At 60.8% G+C, this 18321-nt stretch carries 19 protein-coding genes; 8 read left to right on the top strand and 11 right to left on the bottom strand.

What is annotated here, in order from left to right; genetic code table 11:
* Window positions 1–151 precede the first annotated feature (151 nt).
* The 4 genes from CAF92_RS25600 (at window position 152) to CAF92_RS25580 (ending at window position 3870) form a co-directional block, all read left to right on the top strand.
* Window positions 152–718, top strand: a complete 567-nt coding sequence (locus CAF92_RS25600; RefSeq protein ID WP_085602285.1) for a YfiR family protein — start codon at window positions 152–154, stop codon at window positions 716–718.
* Window positions 715–1986 (top strand): diguanylate cyclase domain-containing protein, encoded by a 1272-nt coding sequence (locus CAF92_RS25595; protein ID WP_046616380.1) that lies wholly within the window; start codon window positions 715–717, stop codon window positions 1984–1986. Before CAF92_RS25600 ends, CAF92_RS25595 begins: the two co-directional genes overlap by 4 nt.
* A 4-nt stretch (window positions 1987–1990) precedes the next feature.
* Window positions 1991–2482, top strand: coding sequence for an OmpA family protein (locus CAF92_RS25590; protein WP_085602284.1), 492 nt, complete (start codon window positions 1991–1993; stop codon window positions 2480–2482).
* Between the two features lie 1136 nt (window positions 2483–3618).
* Window positions 3619–3870, top strand: coding sequence for a DUF3077 domain-containing protein (locus CAF92_RS25580; RefSeq protein WP_085602282.1), 252 nt, complete (start codon window positions 3619–3621; stop codon window positions 3868–3870).
* A 455-nt stretch (window positions 3871–4325) separates the two neighbouring features.
* Here the strand turns inward: CAF92_RS25580 and CAF92_RS25575 are convergent, their stop codons facing one another.
* Window positions 4326–4970, bottom strand: coding sequence for a hypothetical protein (locus CAF92_RS25575; protein ID WP_085602281.1), 645 nt, complete (start codon window positions 4968–4970; stop codon window positions 4326–4328).
* A 115-nt stretch (window positions 4971–5085) separates the two neighbouring features.
* Between CAF92_RS25575 and CAF92_RS25570 the strand changes: the two genes are divergently transcribed.
* A complete protein-coding gene (locus CAF92_RS25570) occupies window positions 5086–5889 on the top strand; it encodes a hypothetical protein (RefSeq protein WP_085602280.1) in 804 nt (267 codons plus the stop codon).
* Between the two features lie 331 nt (window positions 5890–6220).
* Here CAF92_RS25570 and CAF92_RS25565 read toward each other — a convergent pair whose 3' ends face one another.
* Both CAF92_RS25565 and CAF92_RS25560 read right to left on the bottom strand, forming a co-directional pair.
* Complete coding sequence (locus tag CAF92_RS25565; RefSeq protein WP_230385103.1) at window positions 6221–6583, bottom strand: SHOCT domain-containing protein; 363 nt, start codon at window positions 6581–6583, stop codon at window positions 6221–6223.
* A 285-nt stretch (window positions 6584–6868) separates the two neighbouring features.
* Window positions 6869–7819, bottom strand: coding sequence for a LysR family transcriptional regulator (locus CAF92_RS25560; RefSeq protein WP_085602278.1), 951 nt, complete (start codon window positions 7817–7819; stop codon window positions 6869–6871).
* A gap of 132 nt (window positions 7820–7951) precedes the next feature.
* Between CAF92_RS25560 and CAF92_RS25555 the strand changes: the two genes are divergently transcribed.
* Entirely contained in the window at window positions 7952–9478 is a 1527-nt protein-coding gene (locus CAF92_RS25555; RefSeq protein WP_085602277.1) for a CoA-acylating methylmalonate-semialdehyde dehydrogenase, read from the top strand.
* A gap of 10 nt (window positions 9479–9488) precedes the next feature.
* Entirely contained in the window at window positions 9489–10376 is an 888-nt protein-coding gene (gene mmsB, locus CAF92_RS25550) for a 3-hydroxyisobutyrate dehydrogenase (RefSeq protein WP_085602276.1), read from the top strand.
* 228 nt (window positions 10377–10604) lie between these two features.
* Here mmsB and CAF92_RS25545 read toward each other — a convergent pair whose 3' ends face one another.
* Both CAF92_RS25545 and dmeF read right to left on the bottom strand, forming a co-directional pair.
* Window positions 10605–10949 (bottom strand): cupin domain-containing protein, encoded by a 345-nt coding sequence (locus CAF92_RS25545; protein ID WP_003258412.1) that lies wholly within the window; start codon window positions 10947–10949, stop codon window positions 10605–10607.
* A 96-nt stretch (window positions 10950–11045) separates the two neighbouring features.
* A complete protein-coding gene (gene dmeF, locus CAF92_RS25540) occupies window positions 11046–11987 on the bottom strand; it encodes a CDF family Co(II)/Ni(II) efflux transporter DmeF (protein WP_085602275.1) in 942 nt (313 codons plus the stop codon).
* Between the two features lie 70 nt (window positions 11988–12057).
* Here dmeF and CAF92_RS25535 point away from each other — a divergent pair, with 70 nt between their 5' ends.
* Window positions 12058–12333, top strand: coding sequence for a metal/formaldehyde-sensitive transcriptional repressor (locus CAF92_RS25535; protein WP_003258414.1), 276 nt, complete (start codon window positions 12058–12060; stop codon window positions 12331–12333).
* A gap of 52 nt (window positions 12334–12385) precedes the next feature.
* Here the strand turns inward: CAF92_RS25535 and CAF92_RS25530 are convergent, their stop codons facing one another.
* The 6 genes from CAF92_RS25530 to CAF92_RS25505 are packed head-to-tail and all read right to left on the bottom strand — an operon-like array spanning window position 12386 to window position 18107.
* Window positions 12386–13318 carry a phosphatidate cytidylyltransferase gene (locus CAF92_RS25530; RefSeq protein WP_015271818.1) on the bottom strand — a complete coding sequence of 311 codons (933 nt, stop codon included), beginning with the start codon at window positions 13316–13318 and terminating at the stop codon, window positions 12386–12388.
* 1 nt (window position 13319) lies between these two features.
* Entirely contained in the window at window positions 13320–13943 is a 624-nt protein-coding gene (locus CAF92_RS25525) for a lysophospholipid acyltransferase family protein (protein ID WP_025340660.1), read from the bottom strand.
* Window positions 13944–13953: 10 nt separating this feature from the next.
* Entirely contained in the window at window positions 13954–14385 is a 432-nt protein-coding gene (locus CAF92_RS25520) for a hypothetical protein (protein ID WP_085602274.1), read from the bottom strand.
* Window positions 14382–15716: a phosphatase PAP2/dual specificity phosphatase family protein gene (locus tag CAF92_RS25515; protein ID WP_085602273.1), complete on the bottom strand. Its 1335-nt coding sequence runs from the start codon at window positions 15714–15716 to the stop codon at window positions 14382–14384. Before CAF92_RS25515 ends, CAF92_RS25520 begins: the two co-directional genes overlap by 4 nt.
* Entirely contained in the window at window positions 15717–17471 is a 1755-nt protein-coding gene (locus CAF92_RS25510) for a bifunctional alpha/beta hydrolase/class I SAM-dependent methyltransferase (protein ID WP_046616372.1), read from the bottom strand.
* A 30-nt stretch (window positions 17472–17501) separates the two neighbouring features.
* Entirely contained in the window at window positions 17502–18107 is a 606-nt protein-coding gene (locus tag CAF92_RS25505; protein WP_085602272.1) for a CDP-alcohol phosphatidyltransferase family protein, read from the bottom strand.
* Between the last annotated feature and the right edge of the window lie 214 nt (window positions 18108–18321).

The raw sequence follows: 18321 nt of genomic DNA, 5'->3' as shown, positions 1-18321 counted from the left end.
AGCTCTCAAGGGTTGTGGAGTTCCCCGTGGGAGCTGGCTTGCCGGCGATGAGGGCATCAGTCCCCGTGCGTAAAGCAGCTCGTACCTACATTGATGCGGCCATGTGCTATCGTTGCGCCGATATCGGAAAGGGCCTCAAGAGATTTTCCACATGAAAGTGGCCGCAAGGCGAGTGACGAGCTGTGTGCTTTCGCTATTGCTGGCCGCCCTGTTCCTTTCCGCAGGCCCGGCCCAGGCAGACCCCGCCATAACTGCCGCCCAGGCGCAGCAGCGTGCCAAGGCCGTCACCCAGGTGGTGCTGGGCATCTTCAGCTATGCCCGCTGGCCTGTGGAACCCTCACCGTTGCGCCTGTGCCTGGTCGGCCCTACCGAGTACGCCGATGACCTGATCAAAGGCCATGTGCAGGAGTCCGGCCGACCGCTGCAGGTGCGGCGGCTACTGGCAGACGATAGTCAGGTCGCCCAGGTCTGCGACGCCATCTACATCGGCAAGCTCGACCAGGGCAAGCGCGACCGGTTGTTCGAGCGCGTCAGTGGCCACCCAGTGCTGAGCATCAGCGAGGCAGACGACCCGTGCACGGTCGGTAGCCTGTTCTGCTTGCGGGTCAGCGACCAGCAGGTAGCCTTTGAAGTCAACCTCGACTCGGTGGCACGCTCCGGCGTGCGCATTCACCCTAGCGTGCTGCAATTGTCGCGGCGCCGGGCGGTGCAACCATGAAACCAACCCGCAAGCGCGCCGCGCGCCCGACCCTGCGCTCGGTGCTCGGCCGTGGCCACCTCAGCGTCGCCTTGCTCGCCGTTGGCCTGGCCGGCATATCCCTGACCCTGCTGGGCGTGCTTGCCCTGCGCGTCTATGCCAATGACAACCTGCACCTGATCGCCCGCTCGATCAGCTACACCGTGGAAGCGGCGGTGGTGTTTGACGACAGCGCTGCGGCCAATGAATCGCTGGCGCTGATTGCCAGTACCGAGGAAGTGGCTGAAGCCAAGGTCTTCAACAACGAAGGTGAGCAGTTGGCGCATTGGCAGCGCAGCGATACCGGCGTGCTCGCGCGGCTGGAGGCGCAGGTGGCCACCGCCCTGCTGGATGAGCCGATCAACCTGCCGATCACGCACCAGCAACAGCAAGTCGGGCGCATCGAACTGGTTGGCCAAGGGCGTAGCCTGTTGCTGTTTCTGTTCAGCGGGCTGGCCGGCATCCTGTTCTGCACGGTGCTCAGCGCCCTGGCTGCCCAATACCTGTCGCGGCGTCTGCTCAGCGATATCGTCCGCCCGCTGCGTGGCCTGGCCAGTGTTGCCCACGCCGCCCGCCGCGAGCGCAGTTTCGACCGGCGCGTGCCGGAGGCGCCGATTGCCGAGCTCAACGAACTGGGCAATGACTTCAACGCCCTGCTGGACGAACTGGAGGTATGGCACAGCCACCTGCAGAACGAAAACCAGACCCTGGCCCACCAGGCCAGCCACGACAGCCTGACCGGCCTGCCCAACCGTGCCTTCTTCGAGGGGCGCCTGAGCCGTAGCGTGCGCAATGCCGAACGGCAGCAGGATCACCTGGCGTTGCTGTTCCTCGACAGCGACCACTTCAAACAGATCAACGACACCCTCGGCCATGCGGTGGGCGACGAAGTGCTGATAAGCGTGGCCGACCGCGTGCGTGCCCAACTGCGCGAGCACGACCTTGTGGCGCGCCTGGGTGGCGATGAGTTCGCCGTGCTGCTGACGCCTTTGCATTCGCGCCTGGACGCCGAGCACATTGCCGAGAAGATCATTGCCAGCATGAAGTTGCCGGTGCAGCTGGACAGCGGCCGCAGTATCGCCACTTCGTTGAGTGTTGGTATTGCCTATTACCCGGATGACGGCGCCGACCCCGCCAGCCTTCTGAATGCCGCCGATGCGGCGATGTACCAGGCCAAGCGCAAACGCCGTGGCCATTGGCAAGTGGCGCAGACGGAGCGGTCCGCCAGCGAAATCAAGAACAGGAGTTGAACCCGTGATACAGGCTTTGCGTTTCCCTCTTTGGGCCTTGTTGCTTGCCGTGCTGGCGCTGCCCGGCTGCCAGAGCGCTCCGCCCAAAGGCCTGACCGCCGAACAGATTGCCGTGCTCAAGCGCGAAGGCTTTACCCCGACCGACGAAGGCTGGGCCTACGATTTGTCCGGCAAGGTGCTGTTCGGCAGCGACCTGGACAGCCTCAACAGCCAGAGCCAGGCGATTGTCGAGCGTATTGGCAAGGCGCTGCTTGGCGTTGGTATCCAGGGCGTGCGGGTGGATGGGCATGCCGACGCGTCCGGCAAGGCGGCGTATAACCAGCAACTCTCCGAGCGCCGCGCGCAGAGCGTGGCCAAGGCGCTGGTCGGGGTAGGCATGCAGGCGCAGAACATCCAGAGCCGTGGGTTGGGCAGTAGTCAACCGGTGGCGGACAACCGCACCAGTGCCGGGCGTACCGAGAACCGGCGGGTGTCCATCGTGGTGGCTTCCTACTGACCACCGCCTCACGGGCCAGCAAATCCGTATGTAGGGGCGGGCTTGCCCGCGAGCAGGCAACGCGGTGCCTGGCACCGGCTGCGCCGGTGTTCGCCGGCAAGCCGGCTCCCACAGGTACGCACCTGTCTTGAATCCAGCACAGAACCTGTGTGCGGGCAAGCCCGCGAAGCAGGCGACTCGGTGTCTGGCACCGGCTGTGCCGGTGATCACCGGCAAGCCAGCTCCCAAAGGTACGCACCTATCTTGAACCCAGCACAGAACCTGTGGGAGCGGGCAAGCCCGCGAAGCAGGCGACTCGGTATCTGGCACCGGCTGCGCCGGTGTTCGCCGGCAAGCCGGCTCCCACAGGTCCAGCACCTGTCTTGAATCCAGCACAGTGCGTGTGGGAGCGGGCAAGCCCGCGAAGCAGGCGACTCGGTGACTGGCACCGGCTGCGCCGGTGATCGCCGGCAAGCCGGCTCCCACAGGTACAGCACCTGTCCTGAATCCAGCGCAGACGTTGTGGGAGCTGGCTTGCCTGCGATCGAGGGCGCAGCCCTCGCCAGGGCCATCTGCCTGTAAGAATTTTCCGAACCTGAAGGCAATTGCTTCAGTTCACCTCACATGGCGAATTATCCTACATGCCAGTCAGAAGCCGCCACATAGGCGGGAAAGTCCTCCTGAGATAACGTCCTTGGGTCGCCTTTCCAGGTGACCGGGCTTGAGACACCCGGACTACATGTGTTGGCACCGCTTCATGGCGGTCGTGCGCGGGCAGGCTTTGGCCTGGCCGGTATTCATGTGTCCCGGGTCTCAAACCGTGCACGACTGCCACCCAAATCCTTGAGACGAAGAGGGCGGCAGTTCCTGGTCCGTTCAAGGGAGCTCCATCATGAAAAAGCTCGTACCTGATCCACCCGCCTCAGCCCTTCTCCAACTCGACCCCCCCAATCTCCTACTTCTAGATCCTCCGGGTATCGAAGAATGTGATCAACTGCTCCGCGCCCTGATCCTGACAGTGGATCACACCACTACCGTACTAATCGATAGCGATCCTGGGCTTATGCAGGATGCTATGGGCATGAATATTCGCCTTCTGTGTCGAGCGATCCACGCCCTGACTGACCACACTAGCACCCGCAGCAAGGAGCAATGATATGAGCGATGATCCAAGGAAATCCTCGACCGCGGGCATAGAAACCTTTGACCTGTTCCGCTTGCAGCCAAACGTTCCCTTCAATCATGCCTTCACGCAGTTATCTGTGTTGCTTGGCTGTATTCGTCACCTCACGACAGAGGCAGAGATGGAGAATGACCGGATTGCAGGTAGTGCTGCACGAATTCTCAGTGAGATGGCAAAAGCGTTGATTGATGATATGGAGCTAGGAATGTCCAGAATATTGAGTTGAAGGGGCTAGGGCCGCACTGCGGCCCTTTTTAAATTTTACCCTCAATTTAAGAAGGTTCCGTGCGCGCTATGAGGATTTAAAGTCATTTTCTCGGTTGATCTTGAAGTTGTTGGGAGTGATAAGTGAAATTTCTGGCTCAAAGAGAGCAGCCAAGATAAAGGGTTCGCACAGTTCCGCTAATTTTTGCAGCGTACTATGGGTATATTTCAGCGCGTCAAGAGTGTGAGTTTTCTAAAGCATTCGCCTTCGGCTTACCTACGATCACTAGATGTTAGAGGCTAGTGCTCATGGATGGCAAACAGTGACCGCCAAGGAAACGGCAGGATGACGCCCTTTGAAAGTATTTATCCAGTGTGATTTCACACTGAAATGATTGCGAGACTGTCGAGAAAAAGGTAGTTAGAACTATGATAAATTATTTAGGTCGATTTCACTGAAACCGCCTTTTGCCACACTCATAGCATGGAGCGAAGCCACTCTCGACAGTCATTAAAGAAGCAGTTGTAGTCTGAAATAAACGCTGAAAGCTTTATTGCGTAAAATTGCGACTCATTTTCTAAGTCGGCTCGCTCAAGATTCAATGCCAAAACCAGCGGTTCGTTCTCACCTATCCTTGCTAAATCGGACTGGATAAAAGAGTGCTTAAAGGTATTGGATAGGTCATTTAGCAGCTTAATAAAATTAAGGTGTCGCTCAAATAGACCGTCTGGACCATGGTAGTTGTGTTTGAATATGAGCCCGATAGTATCAATTCTGACTCTTGACGGAATCTCACCCCCGTCCCGCAGCTGATGCATACACCAAACAAGTGCTACAAGCTCATCGGCCACCCTTCGCATCCCGGACACTGCGTACTCTGTAGAAAATCGATGCTTGTTAAAGACATCTTTCATGCTGTCTTCAATACTTCCGGTTCTTGCAGCGCACCAATTCTCATAGCTTATTATAATTTGTCGATTGGCCTCGTTTAGCCTAGAAATCATGTCCATCCACTTTAGCTGAAAGTTTCCATAAGGCGTATTTGCCGGAAGTGGCAGGAGCAATGAGACGTTCAGAGGCTCTTCCGGTTGCATGCCGATGTCAATCAGGATGTAGGACATGGTGAGACACTCTTATCGTATGGAGGATGTAGACAATGATCGTTGCTTAGTCTATACCATCGGGTGATATCTGAGTATCGATGCAAAAAATTTATCCTGCTGAGGGCATGTTTAGATGGAGAAAAAGGACGGGAAAGGGAGGAGGCAGAAGCATGGTGAAGTTACCATTCCCCGCGAGGAGTGGGTTTATGGTCATGCAACCGAGAAGGTATCATCGTTAACACTGCAGAAGGACTCGGTAACGGGAAAGATCAATATTTTTGAGATAGACCCTTCCACCATCAGGCGTCAGATCACCCATAAGCGGGAGGCTAAAGACGACAAAGTCCTCTATTCCGCTCCCGCAGACGACTTCTCTCTGTCGCTCACCAATTTTGAGGAAATGCGGCAACGCTTTGATTATCTTATGGCCGTGGATACGAATACTCTAGACATGGTGTATAAAGGGTACAAGGTCAGTGCTTGTTGCATCTATGTGGTAAAAGATCATTTGGAGTCGATCGTTACTGATCTACCTTTTCAGCATCATGCTACATTCTTGATTTTGAATCCCAATCATGAGGAAAAGAATGAACCTATAGGCTGGCACCTTGCTATTTCTCAAAGTATTGCCCCGTGGTTTCTACAGAGCTGTAGGATTGGGATGATAGTTGACAGTGAGCTGGGAAAGCATATTGATATTAATGCAGGAGTGGAGCCGTATTACGGAAGTTACCACCTTCCACAAAAGTTACGATTTATATATGCCTCTGATAGATCTGCCACTTATGCTAACAGCATGATTAAACAGTGCCATAGTTCTGCTAAAATGGTACTTGAGCACTTTGAGGGAGTTGGCATTGATTCTGTATTGCAGCGAAATCCTCTTAAGCTTGGCGACGCCCTGTGTTACAAAATAGTATCTTCACAACAACCGTGAACCAATTTGCGAGCAGGGTGCGTTTTCTCTCTGGCTTTCGTGTTCCGATTGAATCCGCATTCGGCTTGCTGAAGCTTAACCCAAAACCATTCTCCCTAAATTCTCACCACAATTGCCGCTGCCTCCGTGTTCGTGTCGGATTCTGTGGTCAGAACTGTGCGGTTCTGAGTTGACATAAAACCTCTGATTTGAGAGGAATTTGCAGTGGTGCTAATTATAAGTTTCGTGCAGAAGGTAATTAAGAGCCCTTTGATTTTTGAAGTGCTTTGAAAGGGCTCATAATTAATCCCACTTGCTGCAATACAGAGTGACAGAGGAAATTGCTTCGTATCTACCCTTGGAGCAGCTGTTTCTTCTGAGTCGAAAACTCCTCGTCAGTCAAAATGCCTCGCTCTTTCAGGGCTGCAAGCTTTTCAAGCTCATCCGCTACAGAAACATTATCTTGAGGTGGTGCTGCTACGGTATTGGAGCGAGCAATAGCTTTGATCGACTCTAAATGCCGTTCATTTTCGGCAGCTACCTGAGCTTCCCGTGCAGACTCCTTATTCAAGTCACTCACGATCAGAGCGATAATCAGCCCGAGTAAAGGCGAGGTAATGACGGACAGTAGAGTAAAACCCCAAAAGCTACGTCCCTTCGAGCTTGCCAGCATACCTACCCCAGCTGACAACACTAACCAGAAAACAATAATCATGAATCCCAAGATCATCTCTCCTTGGCTTCTACAGCCTACAGTGGAATACAGATAGTAGCACGATGCTATCAGTGTCAAAAGCTATCAATCGCCAAGGCTAATGGGCGAAGAACCTGAATCTTTATGTCAACGAAGCCTTGTCTTTACCTCCAAGGTATCGCTTCCCTTTCGACCACTCTCATTCGGCATCCCTTCACGGGAAAATGGGGTGTCACAAGTGGTGTTACGCGGCGTTGCTTTCAGCCCTTTTGCGGCAGGTAGGATGACACCCTTACTCCTTGACCATCATTCCTGAGCAAACCGCATCTCCCGGGTCTCACCCATCAACAGCGGCGCATTCGCCTCTGTCACCCCTCGGATGTAATCCCACAACAGCGTAATCCGCTTCAACTTCCTCAAATCCTCCCGACAATACATCCAGAACTGCCGTGTCACCTCGATCTCCTCCGGCAACACCGTCACCAGCCGTGGGTCCTGTGCCGCCAGGAAGCATGGCAGGATCGCCAGCCCACGCCCCTGCAACGCAGCCGTGTACTGCGCAATCACGCTGGTACTGCGCAAATGCGCGCTGGCGCTGGGGATCAGGTTGGCCAGGTACAGCAGCTCAGAACTGAAAGCCAGGTCGTCCACGTAGCTGATGAACGGGTGCCTGGCCAGGTCCGCGATCTGCTGGATCGGTGCGTGGCTGTCCAGGTAGTCCTGGGTCGCGTACAGCCGCAAGCGGTAGTCGCACAGCTTGCAGCACACATAAGGGCCGTGTTCCGGCCGCTCCAGGGCGATGACGATGTCCGCCTCGCGCTTGGACAGGCTGATGAAGTGCGGCAGCGGCAGGATATCCACCGAAATCGCCGGGTAGGCATCGACGAAGTGGCTTAGCTGCGGGGTGACGAAGAAGCTGCCGAAGCCTTCGGTGCAGCCCATGCGCACATGCCCCGACAACGCCACGCCCGAGCCGGACACCTGCTCGCAGGCCATGTGCAGCGTGCTCTCGATCGACTCGGCATAACCCAGCAGGCGCTGGCCCTCGGCGGTGAGGACAAAGCCGTTGGTCCGGGATTTCTCGAACAGCAAGGTGCCCAGGGCCCCCTCCAGCGAGCTGATGCGCCGCGACACCGTGGTGTAGTCCACGCTCAGGCGCTTGGCCGCGCTGCTGGCCTTGCGGGTACGCGCCACTTCCAGGAAGAACTTCAGGTCGTCCCAGTTGAGCGCGCTCAGGGATGTGAGGTCTTTTTGCATGATGATCCGGTTTTTTTGTGCGTTCTTGTTGGATGTTTGCACATCTATACTCGAAACAAGCCTCAGGACGCCACCTCGCGTTTGCACGGCGCTGGCGATCTCGTCCCGACAATAATTTCAAGGAGAACGCAGATGAACGCACCGCAGTCCCCTAACCAGACCAAAATCGAACAGGTCAAGCTGCTGATCGACGGCCAATGGGTCGAGTCCAGGACCACCGAATGGCGCGACATCGTCAACCCAGCCACCCAAGAGGTACTGGCGCGCGTACCGTTCGCCACCATCGAAGAAGTCGACGCGGCCGTGGCCGCTGCCCAACGTGCCTTCCAGACCTGGCGCAACACGCCGATCGGCGCGCGCATGCGCATCATGCTCAAGCTGCAGGCGCTGATCCGCGAACACACCAAACGCATCGCCCAGGTTCTCAGTGCCGAGCAGGGCAAGACCCTGGCCGACGCCGAAGGCGATATCTTCCGCGGCCTGGAAGTGGTCGAGCATGCCGCCTCCATCGGCACCCTGCAGATGGGCGAGTTCGCCGAGAACGTCGCCGGCGGCGTCGATACCTACACCCTGCGCCAGCCGATCGGTGTATGTGCCGGCATCACTCCGTTCAACTTCCCGGCGATGATCCCGCTGTGGATGTTCCCGATGGCCATCGTCTGCGGCAACACCTTCGTGCTCAAGCCGTCCGAGCAGGACCCGCTGTCGACCATGCTGCTGGTCGAGCTGGCGCTGGAAGCCGGCATACCGGCTGGCGTGCTCAACGTGGTGCACGGCGGCAAGCAAGTGGTGGATGCCATTTGCACCCACAAGGACATCAAGGCGATTTCTTTCGTCGGCTCTACCGAAGTGGGCACCCACGTGTACAACCTGGGCAGCCAGCACGGCAAGCGCGTGCAATCGATGATGGGCGCCAAGAACCACGCGGTGGTGCTGCCCGATGCCAACCGCACGCAAACCGTCAACGCGCTGGTCGGTGCTGCCTTTGGTGCAGCAGGCCAGCGCTGCATGGCCACTTCGGTGGCAGTGCTGGTGGGCAAGGCTCGCGAATGGCTGCCAGATATCAAGGAAGCGGCCAGCAAGCTGAAGGTCAATGCCGGTTGCGAGCCAGGCACCGATGTCGGCCCGGTGGTTTCCAAGCGCGCCAAGGAGCGTGTGCTGGGCCTGATCGAAAGTGGCATCAAGGAAGGCGCCAAGCTGGAGCTCGACGGCCGTGGCGTCCAGGTACCGGGCTACGAGCAAGGTAACTTCATTGGCCCGACCCTGTTCTCGGGCGTGAAGACCGACATGCAGGTTTACACCCAGGAAATCTTCGGTCCGGTGCTGGTGACCCTGGAGGTCGATACCCTCGATGAGGCCATCGCCCTGGTCAACGCCAACCCGTTCGGCAACGGCACCGGCCTGTTCACCCAGAGCGGCGCGGCAGCACGCAAGTTCCAGAGCGAAATCGACATCGGCCAGGTCGGCATCAATATCCCGATCCCGGTCCCGGTACCGTTCTTCAGCTTCACCGGTTCGCGTGGTTCCAAGCTCGGCGACCTCGGCCCGTACGGCAAGCAAGTGGTGCAGTTCTACACTCAGACCAAGACCGTCACCGCCCGCTGGTTCGATGACGACAGTGTCAACGACGGTGTGAACACCACCATCAGCCTGCGCTAAGGAGAGAGTCATGCGTATCGCATTCATCGGGCTTGGCAACATGGGCGCACCCATGGCCCGCAACCTGATCAAGGCCGGGCACCAACTGAACCTGTTCGACCTGAACAAGGCCGTGCTGGCCGAGCTGGCAGAACTGGGTGGGCAAATCAGCCCTTCGCCCAAGGACGCGGCGGCCAATAGCGAACTGGTGATCACCATGCTGCCGGCCGCTGCGCATGTGCGCAGCGTGTACCTGAGCGAGGATGGTGTGTTGGCGGGGATTCGCCCGGGCACCCCCACCGTGGATTGCAGCACCATCGACCCGCAGACTGCACGTGATGTGTCCAAGGCCGCAGCGGCCAAGGGCGTGGACATGGGCGATGCGCCAGTGTCCGGTGGCACTGGCGGCGCGGCGGCAGGCACCCTGACCTTCATGGTCGGTGCCAGCGCCGAGTTGTTCGCCACCCTCAAGCCGGTACTGGAGCAGATGGGCCGCAACATCGTGCACTGCGGTGAAGTCGGCACCGGGCAGATCGCCAAGATCTGCAACAACCTGCTGCTGGGTATCTCGATGATCGGCGTGTCCGAGGCTATGGCCCTGGGCAACGCGCTGGGCATCGATACCAAGGTGCTGGCGGGGATCATCAACAGTTCGACCGGGCGTTGCTGGAGCTCGGATACCTACAACCCGTGGCCGGGCATCATCGAGACTGCGCCCGCGTCGCGCGGGTACACCGGAGGGTTTGGCGCCGAGCTGATGCTCAAGGACCTGGGGCTGGCCACCGAGGCTGCACGCCAGGCGCATCAACCGGTGATCCTGGGGGCCGTGGCCCAGCAGCTGTACCAGGCCATGAGCCTGCGCGGCGAGGGTGGCAAGGACTTCTCGGCAATCGTCGAGGGTTACCGCAAGAAGGATTGACGAGCGAGGACTTCATCGCGGGCCAGGCGGCCTTCCCTCTGTAACTGCGCACCAGAGGGAAGGGCGTCTGATCCGCGATTTTTTTTGCCCGGATGCCGGGCTCGGATCAGCTTGTAGGAACAGCCTTGTGCTGCGAAGAGGCCTGATCCGGCCCGGCACATGTGTCGCCATGACTGGCCTCTTCGCAGCACAAGGCTGCTCCTACAGGGCTATGTGTGGTTTGTGGAATCAGGCAAAGACAAAGTACTTGCGCACGGTCTCGACCACTTCCCAGGTGCCTTTCATCCCTGGTTCGATCACGAACACATCACCCGCTTTAAGATGCTTCGGCTCTTCGCCTTCCGGGGTGATGATGCAGTAGCCATCGAGGAAGTGGCAGAACTCCCACTTCTCGTAATTGACCTCGAACTTGCCCGGGGTGCAGATCCAGGTGCCCATGATTTTGCTGCCATCGGCCGACAGGTAGGCGTTGAGGTTGACGGTGTGCGGATCGCCGCCGATGCGCTTCCACTTGGTGGCGTCCACGACCGGCGTCGGGCAGGTTTCGCGCAGGACGGTGATGAAATCGGACATGGCACAACTCCTGGTGACTGGCTGAATGACTCGTCACCATAGGGCCATTGGCCGAGCCGCAGTTGCCTGGGCTCGACGTCCAGCTGTCTGGTCGCGCTATGCCAGGCGGTTGACCTCGACGGTGATGTGCGCCAGTTCCTCGTGTACGCCCAACGCTTTGCGCACGCTGTCGGCGCTGAGTTCGGCCCGGGCGGCCAGGCCGAGAATGCAGGCGTACTGGTCCTTGCCCACGCGCCACACGTGCAGGTCGGTGATGCAGGTCGGCACCGGCAGTTGCGCAACCACCTCGCGGATTTCTTCCACGACCGGCGCGTCCATCTCTGCATCCAGCAGCACCCGCCCGGTATCGCGCAGCAGCCCGCGGGCCCACAACGCCACCAGCAGCGCACCGACCAGGCCCATGACCGGGTCGAGCCAGCCGGCGCCCCAGTACTTGCCTGCCAGCAGGGCGACGATAGCCAGCACCGAAGTCGCGGCGTCGGCCATAACGTGCAGGTAGGCCGAGCGCAGGTTCAGGTCGTGGTGGTGGTGGCCGTGGTCATGGTGATGGTCGTGGCCATGGTGGTGATGATCGTGATGGTGATGGTCGTCACGCAGCAGCCAGGCGCAGATCAGGTTGACGGCCAGGCCCACTGCGGCGATGAAGATCGCCTCGTCATAGTGGATCGGCCCCGGTGCCAGCAGGCGCTCCACCGACTGGAATGCCATCAGCCCGGCCACGCCCAGCAACAGAAGGGCGCTGGAGTAGCCGCCGAGAATCTCGATCTTCCAGGTGCCGAAGGCAAAGCGCCGGTCGCCGGCATAGCGCCGTGCGGCGGCGTAGGCCAGCAGCGACAGGCCCAGGGCCAGGGCGTGGGAGCTCATGTGCCAGCCGTCGGCCAGCAATGCCATGGAATTGAAGAACCATCCCCCGGTAATTTCCGCCACCATCATCACGGCTGTCAGCCACACGGCCAAGCGCGTCCTGCGCTCGGCGCCCAGGTTGCTGGTATGGAACTGGTGGCTGTGCTGCCAGCGGTCTGAGGTTTGTGTCGCCATGGTTTATCATGCTCCCGGAACATCGAGAAATATACTATACCCCAGTATACCTAGCATGGTGTGAAGCCCAATGGCACATACTCTGAAGAGCAAGAAGCAGCTGCTGACCCGCGTGCGCAAGATCAAAGGCCAGGCCGCCGCCCTGGAGACAGCGCTGGAGCAGGACAAGGACTGCCTGGCTATCCTGCAGCAGATCGCCGCCGTGCGCGGTGCGGTGAACGGGCTCATGGCCGAAGTGATGGAAGGGCATATCCGCGAACACCTGGTGGCGGACGGGCTGAGTGCCGAGGAGCGGCAGGATGAGGCGGACAAGGTGGCGACGTTGCTGCGGTCGTATCTCAAGTAGCAGACCGGCGGCACCGATACCCTAGGGGGGTAAAGTTCAAGGCGAACACGTTCTACGCCCACCAATACCGCACAAAGTGGAAGAACACCGGCGCGGCAAAGCACACCGAATCCATGCGGTCGAGCATACCGCCGTGGCCTTCGATCATGTGCCCCCAGTCCTTCACCCCACGGTCGCGCTTGATCGCCGACATCACCAGCCCGCCGAAGAAGCCCATGGCGTTCACCGCCAAAGCCATCAGCGCGGCCTGCCAGAAGGTGAACGGGGTGATCCAGCACAGCAGGGCGCCGATCAGGGTGGCCAGTGCCACTCCGCCGGCGAGGCCTTCGACGGTCTTGGATGGCGACAGGTTGGGCGCTACCTTGTGCTTGCCGAACAGCTTGCCGCACACGTACTGCAGCACGTCGCTGATCTGCACCACCAGGATCAGCCAGGCAATCAGCAGCAGGTTGCGGCCCTCGTAACCCGGGATGTCCAGGGTCATCAATGCCGGTACCGACGACACGCAGTACACCGCGATCATCAGCCCCCACTGCACCTTCGAGGCGCGCTCGAGAAAGCGCGTGGTGTCACCGCCGAAGCTGGCCAGGATCGGCAGTAACAGGAACAGGTACACCGGGATGAAGATGCTGAACAGCCCGTACCAGTCCATGGCGATCAGCACGTACTGCACCGGCAGCGCCACATAGAACGCCGCCACCAGCGCCGGGTAGTCGCTGCGCCGGGTCGGGGTGAGCGTCATGAACTCGCGCAAGGCATAGAACGATACGCCGTAGAACAGCACGATCACGCCGTACTTGCCGAACAGGAAGGCGATGCCGATCACCAGCACCATCACCCACCAGGCGTTGATGCGGGCGTTGAGGTTGTCGATCACCGCGTGCGGTGCCGGGCCGGCGCGCCATTTGAGCAGGCGGCCGATCACGCTGGCGAGCAGCAGCAGGGCGCCGATGCCGGCGAACAGGGAAAGGGTGTTGTCATCCATCTCAGGCATCCTTGGGGGCCAGGTTCAGCAGGGCTTGGCTGGCCCGCTCGAGAAAGGCTTGCTTGCTTTCATCCGCCTGCAGGTGCAGCGGCTCGCCAAAGCTCAATGTGCACAACAACGGCAATGGCAAGGCACGACCCTTGGGCATTACCCGGTTGAGGTTGGCGATCCATACCGGCACCAGTTCGACCTCTGGGTTGGCTGCTGCCAGGTGGTAGAGCCCGCTCCTGAACGGCATCAGCGGCTCGTCGCCGAGATTGCGAGTGCCCTCCGGGAAGAAGATCAGCGAGTCGCCCTGGGCCACGGCTTCGAGGATCGGTTGCAGCGGGCTGCCCTGGCCGGCGCTGTGTTGTCGGTTGATCAGCACTCCATTGAAGACCTTGCGGATGAGAAAGTCGCGAATACCCGGCTTGGCCCAGTAGTCGGCGCCGGCTACCGGACGGGTACGCTTGCGCAGCGGTTGCGGCAGCGAGGCCCACAGCAGTACGAAGTCGCCATGGCTGCTGTGGTTGGCGAAATACAGGCGCTGCACCGGCAGCGGCGTGCAGCCCAGCCACAGGGCGCGGGCGCCGGTGATCAGGCGGGCGGCGGAAGTGATGAGGTAGGCGGTCAGGTTGGCGAGCATGGATCGGTAGTCATCCCTTCAAAGGCAGTGTCAGCAGGGCAGCCAGGGCCAGCGTTAGCTGCAGGCCCAGGCAAACTGCCTGACGGCGCAACAGGGCCAGGGCGGCCTGACTGCGGGCAGGCCAGGCGCGGGAGTCGGCGGCCTGCGGTTTGAGATTCAGCTCGTACAAGGCTCGGTCTAGGGCCAAGGTGTCCGCCGCCAGGTCGCGGCTGGCGGCGAGATGGGCGAACAGTTGGGCATCGATGGCCACACGGATGGCCCAGTACTTGTGCAGCACGCCCAGTACCAGCAGCGCAATGCACAGCAGGCTGGCCAGCGGTAGTAGTCGCACACCCAGCAAGGGTGCCAGGCCGTAGGCCAGGGCCAGCAGGGTGAGGCCGTCCGACAGGCGTTCCAGTTGTTTGCCACGGCCCAGCAGGCTGGCCACCACGTACAGCGTCATGGTTGTGTCCCTAGCTGTTGCAAGGCCTGGCGGTGTGCGCTGCGCAGGACCACGCCGGGGCGGGCCTTGCGGATCAGCGCCTCGGCCTGGCGAGCATCGGTGCAGCGGCCCGTGAGCACCAGCCAGGCGGCCACGGCGCTGGCACTGCGCGAATAGCCCAGGGCGCAACAGACCAGCACCGGGCCTTGGGAGCGCAGGCGTTCGATGGCGATGGCGGCCTGGTGCAGCAATGGGCTTTCCGGGGCGATCAGGTCCAGGGTAGGAAAACATGCGTAGCCAATGGCGGCCGCGACCTGTGCAGGAGCGGCGCTGTTCTGAACATGACACGGTAGCTCAGCGCACAAATCGACCACCCCAGCGAACTGCGCGCCATGCCCTGGAACGCGCCCAAGGTACACGCCATCACACACTTCATCGGCCTGCGGGTGCCGCCAGGTCCACAACCGCGAGTTGACCCACGCCCCAATCAGGTACGGTGCCAGCAGCCAGCTGGCTGCATTCGACAAGCGCCCATCGGCGCCTTTCTGAAACCCGCCTGCGCCGAGCACGCCATAGTTCAGCACCACCAAAGCCAGCGACACGGCCGGCCAGGTCAACCACAGCCAGGCGCCGCCCAGCGTAACGGCAGGCACTGCGCACAGCAGCCCACCCACTGTATAGAACAACGCCAACCGCCAGCGCTTGGCATCCCGCGCAAGGTGCACCTGCTGCCAGGGCAGTTGCCCCCGATATGGCCACAACCAGACGCAGACGAACCCCACCAATGCCCCTGTCGGCACATCGATGAAATGGTGCTGCCAGGTGGTCAGCACCGACACCCCGATCAGTGCCATCCAGCCGTGCATCAGCCAACGCCAGGGCTGGCGCTGCACGTGCCGGGCAAACATCGTCCATATGATCACCAGCAGGGCAATATGCAGCGAAGGCGCCTGGTTGAACGGCTTGTCGAAGCCCATCAGCACATCGAACATCCAGCCGAACACCCCGCCCAGTTCGGGCCGCTCGAAGGTGAAGCGCAGCGGCCAGAACAGGAAGCAGCTGACGCTGATCAGCTGCGCGCAGAGCAGCGCCAGCGCGTGCCGGTCCATTTCCTGGCGCGTGCGCGGCAGCAGGAAGGACAAGCCGTAGAGCAGGTCGATCGACCAGTACGGGATGATCGTCCACGGCCACAGCGGCATGCGGCTTTCCCAGCCGAACACCAGGCTGCCGACATCGCTGCGCCCGGCCGTGTAGTTGTTCGCCAGCCCGTAGCTGAGGAAAAACAGCGGCCCCAGCAGCAGAAGCCAGAATACGCCCCGACGGATCAGCCCGGGTTCGCGTGATGGGCTCATTCAGCGCACCCGTTGTGCCAGGCTGACGCTGAAAATGCCCCATTCATCGATGCGCTGGGCCAGCTTGCGGAACCCCGCCGCTTCTACCAGCTGGTCCATTTCGGCCTGGCTGCGGCGGCGCATCACCCAGGCCTCGCCGCCGCGGTGGCTGGTGAGGGCGCGGGCGATCATTTCCAGTTGCGGGTGCCACGGCTGGCCGGTGTAGACCAGGTAACCGCCATCTTCCAGCGCATCGGCCAGGCCGGCCAGCGAGTTGCCTACCAACTGGTTGCTGGCGAACAGTTCGTACAGGCCGGAGACCACGGCCAGGGTCGGCGGTTGTTCCAAGGTGGCCAGGCTCTTGCGGTCGAAGGCATCGCCCTGGACGAAGCGGGCGATGTCGGCCAGGCCCTTTTCGGCAATCAGTGCGCTGCCTTGCTGCACGTTCAGGTCGCTGTAGTCGCGCAGCAGGATCGAGTCCGGCAGCTGTTCGAGTTCCTGCAGGGCCTCGAGGATGTAGCGGCCATGGCCGGCGGCGATATCGACGATGTGCACCGGCCGCTGCTGTTCGCGCAGGCGGGCGATGGCCAGGCGCAGCAGTTCCTCTACGTGCAGCTTGCGTTGGCGGATGCCGCGCCAGCCGATCGCGCCAAGGTAGTTCTGGTCGACCAGGCGGCCGAGCTTGCCTTTGCCGGTCGGCCGGTTGCGATACACGTAGTCCAGGGTACTGCCCGAATCGAAACCGGTATCGAAACCCAGCTTCACACCTTCGGACAGCCCCTTGCCCAAGCGCAGCCCGGCGCGGGTAGCGCGCCAGTAAAGGTCGCGGGGCGAGTTGCGCGGCAGCGGTGCGGCCAGGCTTTCGGCCTCGGCGCAGCTGGCGCCGGTCCTGTCGGCATCGAGCAGCGACGGCAGGGAGGCGGGGCTGGCGAAGCAATGTTCGACGAACCGCTCGATACGCCGCAAGGCATGGGCTCGATCACGCTCGCCAAGGGTGTCGTGGAAGAAGCCTGGCAGGATGTGCATTTCCTTGCGCGTACTGCCCAGGCGTTCGAAGAAGCGTTCCTGCGGCTGGCGTTCGACCACGAAGTCGGCACCGGACACCAACAGTTGGGTCGGCAGCTGGATGGCCTGGGCATCCGCCACCACCCGGTCGGCGGCTTCGTACAGGCCGAGCAGCATGGTTACCGAAATCGGCCGGCTGATCAGCGGGTCGGCCACATATGACATGACCCGTTCGGGGTCGTGGGTGAGCAGGCGAGGCTTTACGTAGCTGTTGACGAAGAAGTTGCCGCGCAGGCCCTTCAGCAGTTTCAGGCCGGGGCGGGCGAACGGCACGTACAGTTTGACCTTGAACGCTGGCGAGGCCAGCACCAGGCAGCGCACCTTCGGCGCGTAGTCGTGGGCCCAGGTGGCGACCAGCACGGCCCCGACGCTCTGCGCCAGCACCACCAGGTCCTGTTCGGCAATGCCGTGGTGGGCCTGGATGTGCTCGATGAAGGTCTGCACATCGCGCACGCTGGTGGCGAACCCCGGGCTGTCGCCGCGCGCGCCCGGCGACTGGCCGTGGCCCCGGGCATCCCAGGCGAAGAAATCGTAGCCCGGCATGTCCAGCTCATCGGCCAGGTGGGCCATGCGCCCGCCGTGTTCGTGGCCGCGGTGGAACATCACCACGGCCCGGCGTGGCTGGTATTGGTTACGGGTGGCAGGCCAGTGACGGTAGTGCAGCTCGACGCCGTCATGGGTGGAGAAGTGCAGTGCTTGCGCTTGGCGCATGGTCGACATCCTTTTACGACGGCAGTGGGCTCAGCGGGCTTCGGCCAGCCCCTGACGAACCCGGTTGTAGAGGGTATAGAGCGAGAGTGCGAGGATGACCAGCAACAAGCCGTTGATCCAGGCGCCGTTCAGCAGGCCAAATGCGACACCGGTACCTAGCACGCCGAAGGCGAAGGCCCGGTCGCTCTTGCCCATTGGGCCGTCGTAACGCCGTGAGGCGCCGGCCAGCGGGCCCATGACACCGGCGTATTCGCTGAAAGTGGCGCTGAGCACCACGAGTACGACCAAGGTTGGCGACACACCGGCCAGCAGGGCGAAGGGCAGGTACAGCCCGGCATCGGCGATCACGTCGCACAGTTCGTTGAGGTACGCGCCCAGGGTAGATTGCTGGCCGAACTCCCGGGCGAGCATGCCGTCAACCGCGTTCAGTGCCATGCGCAGCAGCATCCAGACCGGCACCAGAATGAACAGCCAGGTGAGATGGGGCAGGGCAGCCAGCAGCAGGCCCAGCAGGATTGACAGCAGGGCGGCGGCAATGGTGACCTGGTTGGCGGTGACTCCGCGGTCATAGAGGCGCTGGACAGCAGGACGGAGCATGGCCTGGAAGCGCGGTTTGAGCTGGTAGATCGATGCCACTGGAAGGTCCTTTTCGGTGGGTCGTTACGGCGCCATTGTGTGTGAGCCTTCTTCGCGGGTAAACCCGCTCCCACAGCTATAGCTATAGCGTCCATCCGAGAGATACTACACATCCTGGACTGCCCCCAAGAAGTTGGACACCAATCCAACCCTTGGGGGATCTATGGGTAAATACACAGAGCAGTTCAAGCTCACGGCTATCACCGCTTACCTA

The organism is Pseudomonas sp. B10(2017) (genome assembly GCF_002113295.1).
GTDB lineage: Bacteria > Pseudomonadota > Gammaproteobacteria > Pseudomonadales > Pseudomonadaceae > Aquipseudomonas > Aquipseudomonas pudica.
The sequence above is the reverse complement of the archived record's forward strand: the minus strand, read 5'-3'. Positions and strand labels throughout refer to the sequence as shown.

Bases quoted from the DNA above. Each gene is read 5' to 3' on its own strand.
- CAF92_RS25575 (WP_085602281.1), bottom strand. From the start codon at position 4,970: ATGTCCTACATCCTGATTGACATCGGCATGCAACCGGAAGAGCCTCTG.
- CAF92_RS25525 (WP_025340660.1), bottom strand. From the start codon at position 13,943: ATGCTCGCCAACCTGACCGCCTACCTCATCACTTCCGCCGCCCGCCTG.
- CAF92_RS25545 (WP_003258412.1), bottom strand. From the start codon at position 10,949: ATGTCCGATTTCATCACCGTCCTGCGCGAAACCTGCCCGACGCCGGTC.
- CAF92_RS25520 (WP_085602274.1), bottom strand. From the start codon at position 14,385: ATGACGCTGTACGTGGTGGCCAGCCTGCTGGGCCGTGGCAAACAACTG.
- CAF92_RS25580 (WP_085602282.1), top strand. From the start codon at position 3,619: ATGAGCGATGATCCAAGGAAATCCTCGACCGCGGGCATAGAAACCTTT.
- dmeF (WP_085602275.1), bottom strand. From the start codon at position 11,987: ATGGCGACACAAACCTCAGACCGCTGGCAGCACAGCCACCAGTTCCAT.
- CAF92_RS25600 (WP_085602285.1), top strand. From the start codon at position 152: ATGAAAGTGGCCGCAAGGCGAGTGACGAGCTGTGTGCTTTCGCTATTG.
- CAF92_RS25555 (WP_085602277.1), top strand. From the start codon at position 7,952: ATGAACGCACCGCAGTCCCCTAACCAGACCAAAATCGAACAGGTCAAG.
- CAF92_RS25510 (WP_046616372.1), bottom strand. From the start codon at position 17,471: ATGCGCCAAGCGCAAGCACTGCACTTCTCCACCCATGACGGCGTCGAG.
- CAF92_RS25515 (WP_085602273.1), bottom strand. From the start codon at position 15,716: ATGAGCCCATCACGCGAACCCGGGCTGATCCGTCGGGGCGTATTCTGG.
- mmsB (WP_085602276.1), top strand. From the start codon at position 9,489: ATGCGTATCGCATTCATCGGGCTTGGCAACATGGGCGCACCCATGGCC.
- CAF92_RS25595 (WP_046616380.1), top strand. From the start codon at position 715: ATGAAACCAACCCGCAAGCGCGCCGCGCGCCCGACCCTGCGCTCGGTG.
- CAF92_RS25530 (WP_015271818.1), bottom strand. From the start codon at position 13,318: ATGGATGACAACACCCTTTCCCTGTTCGCCGGCATCGGCGCCCTGCTG.
- CAF92_RS25565 (WP_230385103.1), bottom strand. From the start codon at position 6,583: ATGATTATTGTTTTCTGGTTAGTGTTGTCAGCTGGGGTAGGTATGCTG.
- CAF92_RS25560 (WP_085602278.1), bottom strand. From the start codon at position 7,819: ATGCAAAAAGACCTCACATCCCTGAGCGCGCTCAACTGGGACGACCTG.
- CAF92_RS25570 (WP_085602280.1), top strand. From the start codon at position 5,086: ATGGAGAAAAAGGACGGGAAAGGGAGGAGGCAGAAGCATGGTGAAGTT.
- CAF92_RS25535 (WP_003258414.1), top strand. From the start codon at position 12,058: ATGGCACATACTCTGAAGAGCAAGAAGCAGCTGCTGACCCGCGTGCGC.